This window comes from Eubacterium sp. OM08-24 (genome assembly GCF_003438075.1).
Taxonomy (GTDB): Bacteria; Bacillota; Clostridia; order Oscillospirales; family Acutalibacteraceae; genus Ruminococcoides.
The window spans coordinates 267718-284389 of record NZ_QSTA01000001.1; the positions used below are offsets into that span (position 1 = coordinate 267718).

Consider the following 16672-nt stretch of genomic DNA (forward strand, 5'->3'; position numbering starts at 1 on the left):
ACTGCTTACTTATACAATAAGCAGGGACTGTATTTTTTTAGAATCAAGTTTGTATCGTGTACCTTCAATCAAGGTTATGATATTCATAAGCTCGGTTTCGGCAACGAACATATATGAAATCATTACAACAGAAGGGTTGTTTGAGAAATACATATTCTTTCTTGCAAGCTTGTATTTAACTCTCGGGCTGATGTCACTTGCGTAAACATAACCGATTTGCTCAATCATCTTGCCTGTGTGGGTTTCCTGCATTACTGAGAAAACTTCTCCGGAGGATTCCGCACTGCACATTCTGTCAATGATTTTTTCGCTGATACCTGAGAAAGGGTAGAGCAGATTACTTTTTATTTGCTCAGGTGAAAGGTTATAGTATTTTTTAAGTCTTAACACACGAGAGAAGTTGTTGTAATCATTAATTACTGTAAAAAGCTCCATAAGCTCTCTTCTTTCAGTGCCTTTGGTCTTGCTTTTTATAACCTTTTTAAGATTTGAGAAAACAAAAGTATAAAGGTCGTTTTCAATATCCGAAATCGGCAAAAGATTATTTTCATCAGGCTGATACTTGGTGAAAATCTGCGCATACTTTGTGTTGCTTAAAACAGAGAGAAACTCATCATAGTTTCTTGCAAGCGCAAGTTTTTGCAGGTCAATCTCTGTGTGCTTTGAAAAATATGTCGGATACTGATAAATAAATTTTTCAGTTGATGAAGTATTCAGCAAAGTGAGAAAGCGCATTATCTGCTCTATCTCGGTTCTGCTTATAACATATGCTGAAAAGCCGGTGCTCATTTGTGAATCGTATCTGCAAAGCGAGTCAAACTCATAGAAAAGATGCTGCCTTAAAAGCACCTCAAGTCTGCCACGGTGAACATCACGCTCATTTACATCACGCAATGCCTCCGCATAGTGAGTATAAGACTTCAGGTAAGACATAACCTCTGCCACACTGTTTGAGTTAAGCAGGTTGTTGTAGTCCTTTTCGGTGAGCCTTTTGCCAAACTTTGCTCTTGCCTTTGTAAGCACCGCAAACGAAGTGGAAGACACAGCTTTCGCACCTCCTTTAAAATAATATGCTTAATAAATGGATAGTTATCCGATTGTACGCTTAGCAATTTCATCTGACCATTTGTCAGCGTTTGCCTCGAAATCAGACTTAAGTTTAATTAAAACAGATTTATGTTTCTGACGGGTATCCTGCCACTGATGACGGATATCTTTGTCAATATAAGCACTCTGTCGCTCAATGGTTTCTTCAGCTTTTGACATATAGGAATCATAGATTACCTTTGCCTGAGCGTCGATTTCCTTAGCAAGAGCTTCTTTGTTTTTCTGATTTTCTTCATCGAAGGCTTTTGCCTCGGCGTCTGCCTCAACAATCTGTTTAATCATATCCTTCAAAAAATCACCCCCTGAGTTTAGTTCTTGAGAGCCTGAAGCGGTGCAGGAATTCTTCCTCCTCTGTTGATAAATTCGGCAGGCGAGCCTTTTCTGAGCGGCATTACAGGGCCATAGCCGAGAAGTCCGCCAAAGTTAAGAGTTTCGCCGGCTTTCTTACCAATAGCAGGAATAAGTCTGACAGCGGTTGTCTTAGTGTTTACCATACCGATAGCTGCTTCGTCTGCAATAATAGCAGAGATAACCTCGGCACTTGTGTCACCCGGTACAATAATCATATCAAGACCAACTGAGCAAACGGCTGTCATAGCCTCAAGCTTAGTTATGTCAAGATATCCGTTTTCAGCCGCATAAATCATACCTGCATCCTCAGACACCGGAATAAAAGCACCGCTGAGTCCGCCAACATGTGACGAGGCCATTACGCCGCCTTTTTTAACAGCATCGTTGAGGAGAGCAAGAGCAGCAGTTGTGCCGTGACATCCGCATACTTCAAGTCCCATTTCTTCAAGAATATGTGCAACACTATCGCCGACTGCCGGTGTAGGTGCAAGTGAAAGGTCAACGATACCAAAAGGTACGCAAAGTCTTTTGCTTGCCTCTTTAGCAACAAGCTGACCCATTCTTGTGATTTTAAATGCGGTTTTCTTAACCATATCGGCGATTTCGGCAATATTTTTGCCTTCGCCGCCCTTAGCAAGAGCAGCTCTTACTACGCCGGGGCCTGAAACACCGACATTAATAACTGTGTCGGCCTCGCCGACACCATGGAAAGCTCCTGCCATAAACGGGTTATCCTCAGGAGCGTTACAGAATACTACAAGCTTTGCCGCACCGATACAATCACGGTCTGCGGTAGCCTGTGCAGCCTCTACCACTGTTTTACCCATCATTTTAACTGCGTCCATATTGATACCGGCTTTTGTTGAACCGATATTAACCGAAGAGCATACAAAATCGGTTGTGGCAAGTGCCTCCGGAATACTCTCTATAAGCGCATAGTCACCGCTTGCAAAACCTTTTTGAACAAGTGCAGAGTAACCGCCGATGAAGTTTACGCCGAGTTCCTTAGCAGCCTTGTCGAGTGCGTGAGCAAATTTTACAACCTTTTTGCTCTGACACGGTGCAGCCACCATTGCGATAGGTGTAACAGAAATTCTTTTATTTATAATAGGAATACCGTACTCCTTTTGGATATCCTCGCCTGTTTTAACGAGGTCCTTAGCAGAACGGCAGATTTTGTCATAAACCTTAGTGCAGGCTTTATCAATATCATCATCAATACAGTCTAAAAGTGAAATGCCCATTGTAATTGTTCTTACATCGAGATTTTCGTTATCAATCATATTGATAGTTTCAAGTATATCTTTTGTTTCGAGCATAGGTGTTTATCCTTTCAATACATATTTAAGGGCAAATTAAATTCTGTGCATACTATTGAAAATATCTTCGTGCATTACATGAATCTTAGTAGCAGTAGCCTCTCCGACTGCGTCAAGGTCAGTTCTGAGCTTTTCAAAATCAATCTTTTCCTCGTTGAATTCAATAAGCATAACCATTGCAAACATATCCTGAAGAACGCTCTGTGTTACCTCAACGATATTTGCGTCGTCGGCAGCGCAGGTAGCTGATACCTTTGCAAGTATTCCGACTGTGTCCTTACCGATTACTGTAATAATAGCTTTCATAAGTTACCTCCGTGTTTTGCAAGAAACGAATTTTATTCTTGCAAAAGTATTGTATGATTGTTTTATATCACTACCCTATTATATAACTAAAACCCGATAAAGTAAAGCCTTATATTGCATAAATTTGGCGAATATGGTATTATTTATTACGGAGGGCTGATAGCTATGATTTTATGTGATGTTCACACCCATTCAAACAATTCATTTGACGCAGAAAGCTCGGTTGAAGAAATGTGTAATTCTGCCGTAAATAAGGGATTTTACGCAATAGCAATAACCGACCATTGCGAAGCACCTTTTATGAAGTTCGGCTATAATGAAGAATTTGGAGATTTTAACGAGAAAATCCCGATGTCTTATTTGCAGACAAAAAAAGCTCAGGCAAAATACAGACAAAAAATCAAGGTTTTATGCGGAATAGAGCTCGGTGAGCCTATGCACGATCCGGAATGTACCGAAAAAGCACTTTCTTTTGGCGATTTTGACTTTGTTTTAGCATCTTTGCACAATTTAAAAAATATGGAAGATTTCTATTTTATCGACTTTAATAATTGTAATATTTCCGAAATTTTGAAACTATACTTTAATGAACTTGCAGAAACAGCGACCTTCAGTGACTTTGACAGCCTTGCTCATCTTACATATCCTTTAAGATATATTTTTGAAACAACAGGCGAATATCCCGACCTGACGCCGTATCAGGATGTAATTGATGATATTTACAAAACGCTGATTTCAAATAAAAAAGCGCTTGAGATAAATACCTCGGGTTTGTTTAAACCAATCGGAAGAACCTTGCCCGATGAATTTCAGCTCAGGCGTTATTATGAACTTGGCGGCAGGATGATTACTCTCGGAAGTGACGCACACACAAGCAGTGCAGTCGGCAACGGAATAGAGGAGGGCATAAGACTTGCGTACAAATGCGGTTTTAGGTCTTATACAATTTTTGAAAAGCGTAAGCCGGTTTCAATTCCGATAGATATCAATTAAACTATATCGTATATTTTAATAGATATTGTGTTGTTTATCATATTATAACGCAAGTTAAAAATATTTCAAGCACTAATTTTAGCTATGGTGTGTATTAATAGACACAAAGTAAATAAAATTCTAATAAATGCCGTAAAAACAAATAAAAAACAGACATTTCTCAAAAGTTGGAAATGTCTGTTATATTTTAGCTTAAAAGATTAAATTTTAATTATAAAGTTTTAGCAAGCTCTTTTATGTATTCTCTGAGCTGGTCTTTTGTTTCGGGGTGTTCAAGACCTACTTCGATTTGTGCCTGAAGAATACCGAACTTGTTGCCCATATCGTATCTTCTGCCCTCGAACTCAACGGCAGTCATACCCTCGGTAATTGCAATTTCACGCATTGCGTCTGTAAGCTGAATTTCACCGCCTGCACCCGGCTTTGTTCTCTCAAGAATTTCAAAAATCTCGGCAGGGAGTACGCATCTGTCTATGATAGAGTAGAGCGAAAGCACCTCCTCAGGTGTCTGCGGCTTTTCTTTCATATCTGTGCATTTGAATACATTATCATGAATATGCTCTACCTTGAGTGAGCCGTACTTGTGAATGTCTTTAGCGTCAACCTTTTTAACGCCGACAACACCATTGCCAAACTCGCCGTAGTGTTCAATTAGCTGACCGATAGCCGGCTTTTCACCAATAATTGCGCCGTCACCGAAAAGTACCGCAAACGGCTCGTTGCCTACAAATGACTTTGCCTTTAATATTGCGTGTCCCAAGCCTTTCATTTCCTTTTGGCGAATGAAAGTGATGTTGGCAAGATTGGAAATCTCTCTTACTGTCTTGAGAAATTCGAGTTTGCCGCTTTTTTCAAGGTTTGCCTCAAGTTCTGGAGATGCGTCAAAGTGGTCTTCAATAATGCCCTTTCCTCTGTTTGTAACAATGAGAATATCAGTGATACCTGCCGCAACAGCCTCTTCAACTATATACTGAATTGTTGGCTTGTCAACGATAGGCAGCATTTCTTTAGGCATTGATTTTGTTGCAGGAAGAACTCGTGTGCCAAGTCCTGCCGCCGGAATAACTGCTTTTGTGATCTTCATATTATCCTCCGAAAATTTGTATTAAACGAACAGTGGCATATAGATGATTGCCAGAAATACAAATGTTGCCACAACTGCCATGGCAAGGTTTACACCACCCTTGTTTTCTATCTGCTCGTTGATTGTAGATTTTGTTTTGAGTGATTCCTCTTCTGATTCTTTGTCAAAACTTGCTGCGTATTTTTTGATTGAAGAAATCTTCTTTATGCAGTGCTTGTAGTACATTCTGTTGGTTCTGAATCCGCAGATAAGCATAACGGCTAATCTGATTGCCCCGAGAATGTAGGGGATAGAAAAGTAAAAAATATTTGTAGATGACATACCGCTGAACAAATCACTGAAATTTGCACCGCTGTATGTTCCCTGCAGTAATGCGCTGTAATTATCAATATAAATGTTGTAAGCCTCTGTATATTCAGGTGTTGACTGAATAATTAAAGTGCCGGCAAGCAGAGCGATTACAATTACCGATACAAAAATGCCGATTGCATACATTTTTCTGTAAAGCATATAAGCGCCCGGCAAAATAGCCGATACAAAGCTGAAACGGGATTTATTGGTTCTCATAATCGAGCCGAAAACACGCATAAAATAATTTGTGTTTTTTCCAACAAATTTTGAAACCTCGCCTGCGGTAACATCATCGGCGATTTTTTCATCGGCCTTAAAGCCTGCCATCGGGTCAAAAGCTATAAAAGGTATGCCGCCGTTTTGCTGAGGCTGACCAAAAGGAAAACCGTTTGCCTCAGGCGGTACATTTGTGTTGTTTGCGGAATTATTGCTTTGATTGTTATCCTTTAGTAAAGGAGCGCCGCAGTGCTCGCAGTAAAACAAGGTGCTGTCATTTGGATGACCGCATACCTGACAAATCACTTCAGACTCGCAGTCGGCATTTTCGTCGCCGCTGTTATCTGAATTATTGCTTTCCTGAAAATTTTCAAAAGAAAAATCTTCTGAGTGTTTATCGTTATAGCAGCACTTTCCTTCTTTTTCCCAACATTCTCTATGGTGCGGTGCGCCGCAATCGGGACAAACTACTATATCATCGCTCTCTTTGAACTGCTTGTTGCAAACAGGGCATTTATATTTATAAAAATCCATAATTGCCTCCGGGTATTTTTATACAATCTAATTATAACAAATAATCTTATTAAATGCAACTAAAATTTGCTTTAATTATTTTATTTTGATGTGCGATTTGTGAATATTATTATTTGTTTGCAAAAGGAATATATTTATATATAAAACATTGTATTAAATTGTTGATTATGATATAATAAAGATGATTAGTGACTTTAAGCAAGGAGGATTGCTTGTGAATGACAAAATAACATTTCAAGTGGAAACCTTTGGTGCAATGAATCTTGCAATGCAGCAAAACTATGTTCCGCTTGTACGAAATATATTGATAAAAAATAACAGTGACGAGGAAATTAAAAATGTGATTTTAAAAATTTCCTTTGAGCCTGAATTTGCAAAGGAATATACCCATACGGTAGATGTTCTGCCTGCGCATACCGAGGTGGATGTAAGTCCCGTAAAAATTGTGCTGTCAACTGAATTTTTATTTTCTCTTACCGAAAGAATGGTAGCTCAGCTGAGTGTTGAGCTTTGGTGCGATGACGAGCTTATCAGCAGTGACTCCACAAATATAGATCTGCTTGCGTTCGACCAGTGGACAGGCTGTTTCCTTATGCCTGAGCTGATAGCGGCATTTGTTACGCCAAACCACCCGACAGTATCTAATATGCTGTCAAAAGCAAGCGAGTATATGGCAAAGTGGGGCAAACGCCCTAAGATTACAGGCTATCTTACAAGAAGTGCAGATGAGGTAAAGGTACAGATGGCGGCTATTTATGCGGCTTTGCAGTCACAAAATATTGTATACAACAATGTTCCGCCGAGCTACGAAAGATTAGGTCAGCGTGTGCGGCTTCCGTATTCCGTAATTGAGAACAGGCAGGGAACTTGCCTTGACCTTGCGGTTACATATGCCTCTTGTCTTGAGGCGGCAGGACTTTTCCCTTTAATAATGATAAAAAAAGGTCACGCATACTGCGGCTGTCGCCTTGAAGAGGAAACCTTTGCCGATTGCGTGATTGATGATTATTCGGCTATCGATAAGCGCACAGTCAGCGGAAACGAAGATATTTTGCTTGTTGAGTGTACTGATTTTACGGCAAGCAAGAATGTTGATTTTGACAAAGCCGTAAAGCATGGCAAAGACAATCTCCTTGATTCGGGCAGCTTTATTTGCGCTGTTGATGTAAGGCGCTCAAGGGCGGGCGGTCTTAGACCTATTCCGCAGAGAATAGCCAACAATCAATTTCAGGGCAGTGCAGGCTCGGATACTCCTATGCCCGATTATCAGGCAACAGCACCTCAGGCACTCAACAGGTCGCAAATAGGAGTAATAGATTACGAGGAAGGCTCACTTTCAAGAGTTCAAATGTGGGAGCGAAAGCTGCTTGATTTCAGCTTAAGAAATTCACTTTTGAATTTCAAGATTACTAAGACCGCTTTGCCGCTTTTAACTTATGACCTCGCCTTGCTTGAGGATAGCCTTTCGGACGGAACTTCATTTGCAATCAGAGAGCTGCCGAGCGAATGGACAAGGTCGCTTAGAGATGCAAGACTGTATGAGATTGAAAACGAAAACGACCTTGCAACCAATATTGCAAGGGAAGAATTTAAAAGCAAGCGAATTTGCGCCGTAATGCACGCAGAAGAGCTTGAAAAATCACTTAAAAATATTTACAGAACCACAAAAACAAGTCTTGAGGAAAACGGCTCAAATACCCTTTTCCTTGCACTCGGATTTTTGAAGTGGTATGAAAGCGACATTTCTGAAAAGCCACGCTATGCGCCGCTTATTATGATTCCTGTCGAGCTTGTGAAAAGCTCACACAACAAAGGCTATGTTTTAAGGAGCAGACAGGAAGAAACACAGATTAATGTTACATTAATAGAGTATTTGAGGCAGATATTCGAACTTAAAGTGCCGAGCCTTGACCCACTTCCCGAGGACGAGCATGGCACAGACATTCCGCTCGTTTTCAATACAATACGCAACTGTATTCTTGACAAAAAGCGTTGGAATGTTGTAGATACAGCCTGCCTCGGTCAGTTTTCGTTCGGTCAGTTTGTAATGTGGAATGACCTGAGAAATCGTGCTGATGAGCTGAAACAAAACAAGGTTGTGTCGGGACTTATAGACAAGAAAATTATTGTTGAGCACGAAGAAAATCCGCTCAAGGTTACAGACCTTGACGAACGCATTGCGCCCGATGATTTGGCTATTCCGCTTAGCGCTGACTCATCACAGATGCTCGCCATTGCAGAGGCGGCAAAGGGCAAGAGTTTTGTACTTCACGGCCCTCCGGGAACAGGTAAATCGCAGACCATTACAAACCTTATTGCAAATGCGCTTTATCATGGCAAGTCTGTACTTTTTGTTGCGGAAAAAATGGCGGCTCTCAATGTAGTTCAGCACAGACTTGAAAATATAGGACTTGCACCGTTCTGCCTTGAACTTCACTCCAACAAGGCAAGCAAGAGCAGTGTGCTTTCTCAGCTTGAAAAAAGTCTTGAGGTAGGCAGAATCAAGCACCCCGAAAAATACAAGGCATCGGCAGACAGACTAAAAGCTATGCGTGCAGATATGAACGGTGTAATTGACGGACTTCACAAAAAGCACGACAGCAATATTTCAGTTTATGACGCAATAGAGCAGTATGAAAGCTATGCGGATTTTAAAAGTAAAGTAATTATTCCGCAGGAGCTTGTGAGCAGTATAACCGAAGATAAAATAGATTTGCTTTCATCGTATATCACAGGCTATGCAAATTCGGTTGACGCAGTGGGTGATATCGTAAATAATCCGCTTAAAGATATTTCTCTTACGGAATATTCTATACCGCTCAGAGAGCAGATTTACTCTCAATCGCTTAGCTTGCTTAATCTTTACAGCAACGCAAAAGCAAGCATTGATAAAATCTCTGACGGCCTAAATCTTAATTATAATTACAGCGAAAAGAATATTGCAGACCTTTTAAATCTTTGCAAGACCTTGCTTATAAATTCTGCCTTTTCTCCCACACTTATTCTTGACAGCAACTACAACGCTTTGGTTCAAAAGCTCAATGCACACTACAATAATACTTGTGCCGAGAATAACGAAAGCCAAGAGCTTGAAAAGGTATTTACAAGCGGCATATATCAGTTTAACTCGCTTCAGGCACTCAACGATTGGAACGCCGCACAGTCGAGTTGGATTTTGAGCCGAATTTCAAAGCAGAAAAAACTGTTGAAAGATATTTCGCAGTATTGCATTATTCCTAATGCCGTTACCAAGGAAAATATTACCGAGTGGTATCAGCGACTTATCAGCTTTAATAAATTGCATAGCGATAATGTAAAAAGCGCTAACGAGCTTTGCTTTATTTTAAACGAATTGGGCGCTGATTTTAAAAATGCTATTGATAAAACCAATGCTGTTTACAATGCGCTTATGCCTTATAATGATTACGAAAAGAGGGCAATACTGTCATCTGTTTCAAGAGTTAATCTTTCACAGCTTAGTTTTGACGCAGGTTGTGTTGAAAATTATTTGCTGAAGTGGAAAGTTTTTGCCGATACGGTAAAGGTTAATTTACACGATGCACAGAACGCAGACCTTTTCAAAGAGTCGAATAACATACTTGAAAATCTAAGCCAAAATATTGACAAACTCTATGCTGTTACCGAGTATAACGCAAACAGGGAAAAGCTCAGAAACGAAAACCTTGAGTGCATTTGCAACGCTGTTGAGAGCGGTGTTCTTGATAAATCGGACGCAGTAAGCGCATTTAAGTGTAATATTTACTATGCCCTTGCGCTTAAATATATTTCGTCTGACGAAAGCCTAAGCACATTCAGAAGTAACAGCTTTGAGCAGACAATAAAGGAATACCATTCATTAATAGACGAGTATTCTCAGCTTACTGTTCAGGAGCTTGTGGCAACCTTGTCGGCGCAAGTGCCTGTATCGGGTTCGGCAGGCGCATCATCTTCCGAACTTGGTTTACTTAAAAGAGCCATTAAGAGCAACGGCAGGGCAATATCTATAAGAAAGCTGTTTAATGAAATTCCGGCATTGCTGCGCAGACTTTGCCCGTGTATGCTTATGAGCCCGATTTCGGTTGCTCAGTATATTGACCCGTCATTCCCTAAGTTTGACCTTGTAGTATTTGACGAGGCGTCACAGCTGCCTACAAGCGAGGCGGTAGGTACTATTGCAAGGGGCGAAAATGTGGTAGTAGTCGGAGATCCAAACCAGCTGCCACCTACAAGTTTCTTTAAGTCGAACCGCATTGATGAAGAAAATATTGAAAACGAGGATCTCGAAAGTCTGCTTGATGATTGTCTTTCTATTTCTATGCCGCAAATGTACCTCAAATGGCATTATCGTTCTCGCCACGAAAGCCTTATTGCATACAGCAATATTAAGTATTATGACAATAAACTTTATACCTTCCCGTCACCAAACGACAGGGTATCGGCAGTTAAGCTGATACACATTGACGGCTATTACGATAAGGGCGGCACTAAGCAGAACAAGGCAGAGGCAGAGGCTGTTGTAAACGAGATTATCCGCAGACTTTCAGACGAAGAGCTGCGCACAAAGAGCATAGGTGTTGTTACATTCAATGTTATTCAGCAGAATTTAATTGAAGATATGCTCGCAGATGAATTTTCAAAGCACCCCGAACTTGAAAAATTCGACAGCGAGTCGGCGGAGCCTGTATTTGTTAAAAACCTTGAAAATGTGCAGGGCGATGAGCGAGATATAATTCTTTTCTCTGTCGGATACGGCCCTGATAAAAACGGCAAGGTTTCTATGAATTTCGGCCCTCTAAATCGTGACGGCGGCTGGCGCAGACTTAATGTAGCAATTTCAAGAGCAAGGTACGAAATGATAGTTTATTCAACCCTTACTCCTGAGCAGATTGATTTGTCACGCACAAGGGCGCTCGGTGTTGAGGGACTTAAAGGCTTTTTGAAATTCGCAGGTCAAAACAGAAATAGAGCCGTTTCAGACGGTACGGTTTCATCAACTGCCAACAACAGTGTAATTACTGAAATCGCAGCGGCAATCGAAAAGCTCGGCTATAAAGTAAACTGCAATATCGGCTGTTCGGAATATAAGATAGACATTGGCATTGTAGATCCCGAAAATTCCGGCAACTATTTGCTCGGCATACTTGCCGACGGCGAAAACTGCAAAAATTCCGCAACTTCAAAGGACAGATTTGTTTTACAGCCCGATGTGCTTGCAGGTCTTGGCTGGAAAATTATGCGTGTTTGGACTCTCGACTGGCTTGATAATTCCGCTCGTGTTATCGACAAAATAAAGTCGGAAATCGAAAATGCCGTTGCCGATAAAAATACTAAGCACGAAGTCGGCGAACAGAACAAAGCCAAAACCTTTGAGTTTGAAAAACTCGACACCTCTTCATTTGAAAACTGCAGAATGAGAAAGTACGAAGATGTGAATATACCGATTCTAGGCAATTCAGACAGCTTTTATGCGGCATCGTCAGAGGTGGATATTCAAAAGCTGATGTTCAAAATCATTTCCGCACAAGCACCTATAAGCAAAAAATCCTTGTATAAAAGCGTGCTTTCAGCCTACGGAATTTCTCGCTCGGGCAATAGGGCAGAGGCAATCCTCGACAGAGTTCTCGGCAGAATAATGCACTTTGAAACCTCAGACAACGGCGTGCTTTTCGTATGGCAGCCTGAACAGAAACCCGAGGAATACGATATTTACAGGGTATCTGAGCAAACCGAAAACAAGCGCAGCATAGATGATATTTCTTCAAACGAAATATTAAATGCCTCAAAAGATGTGCTTTGCGAGCAGGGGTGTATGAATAAAACCGACCTTATAAAAGAAACCTCTAAGAAGTTTGGCTTTAACCGTACAGGCAATTTGATTGATATAACAATCGGATATGCTGTTGACAGCGCAATTACCAAGGGCGAATTGAGCGCTATGCCGGACGGAAAAATTACGGATAAAACATAATTATATTGCGATAGGGGAATTATAATGCCTGATAATACAGAAAATATTTTTCAGCAAAATCTTAATGAAAAAGCGCCGCAACCGGGCACAGTATTTTTTATTCATTTATTGTTTGAAGAAAAATGCGAAATGCCGCAGCAAACGGAAATTAATAAAATAATGGAAAGGCATCTTGGAAAGACCGAATGTTTTTCTTATGATAAAGCATCGGCAAGCTTTATTCCAAAAAATTATATAGCGCATTTTAAAGTCGCTGATGTTAATCCGCAGCTTATAATTACCGAATGTACGGAAATTAAAAAGCCGCTTTTAAATGATTTTGAAATAGCACAGTTAAACGATTGTCCAAACGCAAGTGAAATTCTGAAAGAGTGTAAGTATCAAGTATTGGGAATGGATATGTTGGCAGCCGGCCTTGACTATAAAGAAAGAGCAAATATGTCTGTTGAATTTATCGAGGCTCTCGCTGAGATTTTCCCTGACTGCAAGGCTTTTGTTTTCGATAATTCACACAAAATGTTATCAAGAGAAAGTATTGTTGCCTGTAATCTTCCTGTGGAGCAAAGGTTTATTTATTATGCTGTCAATGTAAGATTTTTTAACATTGAGGGAACTGACGATATGATAGTAGATTCTGTGGGAATGAGCACTTTGTGGCTTCCTGATGTTCAGTATCATTTTAATACCTTAAATCCAAACAGTGTTGTATATCACGCATATAGTGTTCTTTGCTATATTTATGATAACGAATGTCCGATAAAAAGCGGTGACTGCGTAGACGGACTTGAAAACGATGAAATGAGTAAAAATGTTCAATGGAATGTTCAGTATGAAGAATCGTTAATTCAGCCTGTCAGAGAAGTTCTTGATGTTAATGTGGGAAAATATGCGTCAGGAAACAGAGAATAAATTATTTATGTAATTGTCCCTTATTATAAAAAACAGTTTACATTTATCGGCTGATTTGTTATAATAAAATAGTATGTAAAATAGTAATCTGATTTTTAGAGCTATATATCAAATTAAGACAGGAATGGTATATTTTATGGTACAATTTGAGGAATTATTGTTAAAGGTTCAGGCACTTAAACCTGAAATTGACGATTTGTCAGACGCTCTCGGTATGAAAGGTATGCTTTCTGAAATTCAGCAGCTTGAGCTTAAGGCAACCGAACCGGGCTTTTGGGACGATGTAGAAAAATCTCAAAAAGTTTTACAGCGTACAGGCACACTTAAAGGTAAGGTTGAGGCTTACGAGGCTTTGGTGGCTAAGTATGAAGATACCTGCGCTTTGATTGAACTTGCAAATGAGGAAGAGGATCTTTCGCTTCTTGAAGAGGCAGAGAGCGAGGCAGAAGGAGTAAAGGCAAGCCTTGAAAAGCAAAGACTTCAAACTCTCCTTACTGGCGAGTACGATAAAAACAACGCTATTTTGACTTTCCACGCAGGTTCGGGCGGTACAGAGGCTCAGGACTGGGCGGAAATGCTTTACAGAATGTACAACCGCTGGGCAGATGCTCATGGCTTTAAGGTTAAGGAAGTTGACTATCTTGACGGCGATGAGGCAGGACTTAAAAGCGCCGTTCTCCTTATTGAGGGCGAAAACGCTTACGGCTACTTAAAGAGCGAGGCAGGCGTTCACCGTCTTGTAAGAGTTTCTCCGTTTGACTCTCAGGGCAGAAGACACACAAGTTTTGCATCCCTTGAGGTTATGCCTGAAATGGACGATAACATAGAAGTAAACATTGCTCCTGAGGATATTAAGATGGATGTTTATCGTGCGAGCGGTGCAGGCGGACAGAAAGTCAACAAGACTTCATCTGCCGTTCGTCTTACTCATATTCCGACAGGTATTGTTGTAGCAAGCCAGGTTGAAAGAAGTCAGTATCAGAACAGAGATGTGGCTATGAAAATGCTTGTTTCAAAACTTATGGAAATCAAAGAAAGAGAACACCTTGACAAAATTGAGGACATCAAGGGTGTTCAAAAGGAAATTACATGGGGCAGTCAGATCCGCAGCTATGTATTTATGCCATATACAATGGTTAAAGACCACCGTACTTCGTACGAAACAGGTAATATTCAGGCTGTAATGGATGGCGATATTGACGGCTTTATTAACGCATATCTCAAATGTGCAAGTCTTGGCACATTACAGAAATAATCATTAAAGAGGTTGATTTAAAGTGAAATATTTGGTAATGCTTTGTGACGGTATGGCTGATGAGCCAAACGAGGCACTCGGTAATTCCACACCTATGGAAAAGGCAAATAAGCCTTGTATGGACAGCCTTGCCGCAAAAGCAGAGGTTGGTATTGTAAAGACTGTTGCCGAGGGTTTAAAGCCCGGCAGCGATGTTGCAAACCTCTCTGTTCTCGGTTATGAGCCTGCTGTATATTACAGCGGTCGTTCTCCGCTTGAGGCTGCAAGTATCGGTATAGATTTAAAGGATACAGATGTTACTCTCAGATGTAACCTTGTTACACTTTCAGACGAAGAGGATTACGAGAAAAAGACAATTCTCGACTATTGTGCTGACGATATTTCTTCAGAAGAGGCAAAAATTCTCATTGAGTATATTCAGGAAAAACTCGGCAATGATAAGTTCCGTTTTTATCCCGGTGTATCGTATCGTCATTGCCTTGTTTGGAGCAACGGCAATCCGCATCCGGGTGTGCTCACACCTCCGCATGACATTACAGGCAAGGTAATTACCGATTACATTCCAAAGGGCGAGGCTGTTGATGAGCTTTATGACCTTATGAAAAAGAGCTATGACCTTTTAAAGGATCACCCTGTTAATAAGGCGAGAATTGCAAGAGGCAAGCGCCCTGCCAACTCAATTTGGCTTTGGGGCGAGGGCACAAAGCCTTTGCTTGATAATTTCAGCGAGAAATTCGGCAAAAAGGGCAGTATGATTTCTGCCGTTGACCTCTTAAAGGGAATTGCAATCTGCGCAGGAATGAACAGCGTTGATGTTGAGGGCGCAACAGGTTATCTCGACACAAACTTTGACGGCAAGTGCAAGGCGGCTATCGAGGAGTTTAAAAAGGGTGCAGACCTCGTATATATTCATGTTGAAGCTCCTGACGAATGTGGCCATCGTGGTGAAATTGAAAACAAGGTAAAAGCTATTGAAATGATTGACGAGCATATCCTCGCTCCTGTTGTAGAATTTTTGAGAGGCTACGATGATTTTGCGGTTTTGGTATGCCCTGATCACCCAACACCGCTTTCTATCCGCACACATACCTCCACTCCTGTACCGTACCTCATTTATGACAGCAAAAATGAGATTGACAGCGGTGTAAAGGTTTTCTGCGAGAAAGAGGCAAGAGAAACAGGCAACTACATTGAAAAAGGCTTTACAATGATGAATTATTTTCTTACAAAATAATTTTTCGTCTACATAATTCATTAAAAAATTTACATCCTCACATTTATAATTGAGTTAATCAATAAAATGTGAGGATGTTTTTATGCGTGAATTTATTTTAATTGTTACTGCCGTTATTATAATTGCACTTGTAGCCGTAGTGTTTGCAATAATGTATATTAACCATAATAAAAAGAGCGGAAAGGCACATAAGCCGACCGTTATTTATTACAAGGCAAAGGACAGCGAGAGGGAAGATAAGACCTCCGAAACACAAATAAATGATTAGTTCTCGGCAAATACTTTTTCGGATATTTCCAAAAGCTCGGAAAATGTATGAATTATGTATTTTGGATTTTCTGTATTGCCAAATCCGTATTCGGCAAACACAAAAGGTACATTTGCATCTTTAGAGGCTATCTGATCGCCGATAGTGTCGCCAACATAGAAAGCAGAATCAATGCCGTTTCTTTTGATTACAAGGCTGATATTTTCGCCCTTGGTGAGCTGAGTTCTGCCCGACATTTCAAAGTCAGAAAAATATTTTTCGAGCTTGTGGGCCTTTAAAAATGATTCGATATAACCGCACTGACAGTTGCTGATTATGCCGAGAAAATACTTTTCGGAAAGCGCTCTAAGCACTTCCTCAAGATTTTCGTATAAATGACCGCCTGATTTCTCAAGATACGGAACTTCAACGGCGCAGCATTCTTTTATAATGTTTATGCCGTTTTCCTCGCTAAGCTCAGGGAGCATAATGCTTGCAATCTGCTCAATGGTTTTGCCCATATAGCTGTTCATTTCGTCAAGTGTAATCTGCTTTGTGGTTTCGGGGTGATTTTTAAGTACCTCGTTCCAAATCGGAAGAATAACATCACTTGTGTGCCATAATGTGCCGTCTAAATCAAATAAAATTGCTTTTTTCATAAAAATTACTCCTGATTAATTGTGTTGATATATTTTTAAAATTATTACAAAAGTCATAGTTTGATGATTTTTGTATCAAAATGTTTTGGTAAGCTATTCGATTAAAAATCATATTTGCTTACAGTTTTGTAGTGTTTAA

The 16672-nt window shown here is 40.4% G+C and carries 13 protein-coding genes; 6 read left to right on the forward strand and 7 right to left on the reverse strand.

What is annotated here, in order from left to right:
• Positions 1–9 precede the first annotated feature (9 nt).
• The 4 genes from DXC23_RS01395 to DXC23_RS01410 are packed head-to-tail and all read right to left on the reverse strand — an operon-like array spanning position 10 to position 3083.
• On the reverse strand, positions 10–1044 hold the full coding sequence (locus DXC23_RS01395) for a V-type ATPase subunit (protein ID WP_117704426.1): 1035 nt from the start codon (positions 1042–1044) through the stop codon (positions 10–12).
• A 45-nt stretch (positions 1045–1089) separates the two neighbouring features.
• Positions 1090–1398 (reverse strand): hypothetical protein, encoded by a 309-nt coding sequence (locus DXC23_RS01400; protein WP_117704427.1) that lies wholly within the window; start codon positions 1396–1398, stop codon positions 1090–1092.
• Between the two features lie 17 nt (positions 1399–1415).
• Positions 1416–2777 carry a PFL family protein gene (locus DXC23_RS01405; protein WP_117704428.1) on the reverse strand — a complete coding sequence of 454 codons (1362 nt, stop codon included), beginning with the start codon at positions 2775–2777 and terminating at the stop codon, positions 1416–1418.
• A 36-nt stretch (positions 2778–2813) separates the two neighbouring features.
• Positions 2814–3083, reverse strand: a complete 270-nt coding sequence (locus DXC23_RS01410) for an ACT domain-containing protein (RefSeq protein ID WP_117704429.1) — start codon at positions 3081–3083, stop codon at positions 2814–2816.
• Between the two features lie 165 nt (positions 3084–3248).
• On the opposite strand from DXC23_RS01410, the gene DXC23_RS01415 reads away from it, so the two are divergent.
• Positions 3249–4076, forward strand: coding sequence for a histidinol-phosphatase HisJ family protein (locus DXC23_RS01415; protein ID WP_117704430.1), 828 nt, complete (start codon positions 3249–3251; stop codon positions 4074–4076).
• Positions 4077–4287: 211 nt separating this feature from the next.
• On the opposite strand, the gene galU is transcribed toward DXC23_RS01415, so the two are convergent.
• Positions 4288–5160: a UTP--glucose-1-phosphate uridylyltransferase GalU gene (galU, locus tag DXC23_RS01420; RefSeq protein ID WP_117704431.1), complete on the reverse strand. Its 873-nt coding sequence runs from the start codon at positions 5158–5160 to the stop codon at positions 4288–4290.
• A 21-nt stretch (positions 5161–5181) separates the two neighbouring features.
• Positions 5182–6261 carry an RING finger protein gene (locus DXC23_RS01425; protein ID WP_117704432.1) on the reverse strand — a complete coding sequence of 360 codons (1080 nt, stop codon included), beginning with the start codon at positions 6259–6261 and terminating at the stop codon, positions 5182–5184.
• 214 nt (positions 6262–6475) lie between these two features.
• On the opposite strand from DXC23_RS01425, the gene DXC23_RS01430 reads away from it, so the two are divergent.
• From DXC23_RS01430 to DXC23_RS01450, 5 genes are all read left to right on the forward strand, one after another.
• The gene (locus DXC23_RS01430; RefSeq protein WP_242997372.1) at positions 6476–12229 is read left to right on the forward strand and encodes a DUF3320 domain-containing protein; all 5754 of its coding nucleotides are present in this window, start codon (positions 6476–6478) and stop codon (positions 12227–12229) included.
• Positions 12230–12253: 24 nt separating this feature from the next.
• Positions 12254–13138, forward strand: a complete 885-nt coding sequence (locus DXC23_RS01435) for a DUF4261 domain-containing protein (protein ID WP_117704433.1) — start codon at positions 12254–12256, stop codon at positions 13136–13138.
• Between the two features lie 136 nt (positions 13139–13274).
• Positions 13275–14393 (forward strand): peptide chain release factor 2, encoded by a 1119-nt coding sequence (gene prfB / locus DXC23_RS01440; protein WP_117704434.1) that lies wholly within the window; start codon positions 13275–13277, stop codon positions 14391–14393.
• Between the two features lie 22 nt (positions 14394–14415).
• Entirely contained in the window at positions 14416–15627 is a 1212-nt protein-coding gene (locus tag DXC23_RS01445; RefSeq protein WP_117704435.1) for a cofactor-independent phosphoglycerate mutase, read from the forward strand.
• Positions 15628–15709: 82 nt separating this feature from the next.
• Positions 15710–15895, forward strand: a complete 186-nt coding sequence (locus tag DXC23_RS01450; RefSeq protein WP_117704436.1) for a hypothetical protein — start codon at positions 15710–15712, stop codon at positions 15893–15895.
• Here the strand turns inward: DXC23_RS01450 and DXC23_RS01455 are convergent.
• On the reverse strand, positions 15892–16533 hold the full coding sequence (locus tag DXC23_RS01455; protein WP_117704437.1) for an HAD family hydrolase: 642 nt from the start codon (positions 16531–16533) through the stop codon (positions 15892–15894). The two genes, DXC23_RS01450 and DXC23_RS01455, sit on opposite strands and share 4 nt — an antisense overlap.
• Between the last annotated feature and the right edge of the window lie 139 nt (positions 16534–16672).